Consider the following 1,924-nt stretch of genomic DNA (forward strand, 5'->3'; position numbering starts at 1 on the left):
GGAGCTTCGGCGATCATGGCTTCGGTGGTGACGAGCAGGCCGGCGACCGATGCCGCGTCCTGGAGGGCCGTGCGCACGACCTTGACCGGATCGACGATACCCATGACGATCATGTCGCCATATTCGCCGGTCTGGGCGTTGTAGCCGAAGGTCGCGCCCTTGTTCTCGAGGATCTTGCCGGCGACGATCGATGCTTCCGCACCGGCGTTGGCCGCGATCTGGCGGGCCGGAGCCTGCAGTGCACGACGAACGATGTTGATGCCGGCGGCCTGGTCGGCGTTGACGCCGGTCACCTTGATGTTGGCCGAAGCGCGCAGCAGGGCAACGCCACCGCCGGCAACGATGCCTTCTTCCACGGCCGCGCGGGTCGCGTTGAGGGCGTCATCGACGCGGTCCTTCTTTTCCTTGACTTCGACTTCCGTCGCACCGCCGACGCGGATCACCGCAACGCCGCCGGCGAGCTTCGCCAGACGTTCCTGCAGCTTCTCCTTGTCGTAGTCCGAGGTGGTCTCCTCGATCTGCTGCTTGATCTGGGCAACGCGGCCCTGGATCTCGGCCTTCTTGCCGGCGCCGTCGACGATGGTGGTGTTCTCCTTGGAGATCGACACCTTCTTGGCGCGGCCGAGCATGTTGAGGCCAACATTCTCGAGCTTGATGCCGAGGTCTTCCGAGATGACCTGGCCACCGGTGAGGATGGCGATGTCTTCCAGCATGGCCTTGCGGCGATCACCGAAGCCCGGCGCCTTGACGGCGGCGATCTTCAGGCCGCCACGCAGCTTGTTGACGACCAGCGTGGCCAGGGCCTCGCCTTCGACGTCTTCCGAGATGATGAGCAGCGGCTTTGAGGTCTGCACGACGGCTTCGAGGACCGGCAGCATGGCCTGCAGGTTGGAGAGCTTCTTCTCGTGCAGGAGGATGTAGACGTCCTCCAGTTCGGCAACCATCTTGTCGGCGTTGGTGACGAAGTAGGGCGAGAGGTAGCCGCGGTCGAACTGCATGCCTTCGACGACTTCCAGCTCGGTCTCGGCGGTCTTGGCTTCCTCAACCGTGATGACGCCTTCGTTGCCAACCTTCTGCATCGCTTCCGCGATCATCTTGCCGACCGACTCGTCGCCATTGCCGGCAATGGTGCCGACCTGGGCGACTTCCTCGGAGGTCTTGATCTTCTTGGCGGCCTTGCCGAGAGCGGCGACCACTTCGGTGACGGCCAGATCGATGCCGCGCTTCAGGTCCATCGGGTTCATGCCGGCGGCAACCGACTTGTGGCCTTCCTGGACGATCGACTGCGCCAGAACGGTCGCGGTCGTGGTGCCGTCGCCGGCGATGTCGTTGGTCTTCGAAGCAACTTCGCGGACCATCTGCGCGCCCATGTTCTCAAATTTGTCCTCAAGCTCGATTTCCTTGGCGACGGTGACGCCGTCCTTGGTGATGCGCGGAGCGCCGAACGACTTGTCGATGACGACGTTGCGGCCCTTGGGACCGAGCGTGACCTTCACCGCGTCGGCGAGGATGTTGACGCCGCGCAGCATGCGCTCGCGGGCGTCACGGGAGAATTTTACGTCTTTGGCAGCCATGTTTTAGCTCCTGGCAGGGGCTCGGATAGAGCCCGAAAAATTCGAGTTGAAGATGAGGCCGATGATCAGCCGATGATGCCCATGATGTCGGATTCCTTCATGATCAGAAGGTCTTCGCCATTGAGCTTGACTTCGGTGCCCGACCACTTGCCGAACAGGATGCGGTCGCCGGCCTTGACGTCCAGCGGGACCAGCTTGCCAGCTTCGTCACGAGCGCCGGAACCGACGGCGATGATCTCGCCTTCCTGCGGCTTTTCCTTTGCCGTATCCGGGATGATGATCCCGCCGGCGGTCTTGGATTCGGATTCGACCCGGCGAACGACCACGCGGTCATGAAGCGGGCGGAACTT

2 protein-coding genes are annotated in these 1,924 nt (G+C 63.0%); both read right to left on the reverse strand.

The genetic code is table 11. The features are described from left to right. Positions 1-1,574: chaperonin GroEL (gene groL, locus O7A61_RS32085; RefSeq protein ID WP_337133156.1), on the reverse strand; the 1,574-nt coding region annotated here is incomplete at its 3' end. A 65-nt stretch (positions 1,575-1,639) separates the two neighbouring features. Beyond that, a partial coding sequence (groES, locus tag O7A61_RS32090; protein WP_337133157.1) for a co-chaperone GroES occupies positions 1,640-1,924 on the reverse strand: 285 nt, incomplete at its 5' end.

Origin of the sequence: Mesorhizobium sp. Cs1321R2N1 (assembly GCF_037179725.1) — a bacterium.
Lineage (GTDB): Bacteria > Pseudomonadota > Alphaproteobacteria > Rhizobiales > Rhizobiaceae > Mesorhizobium > Mesorhizobium salmacidum.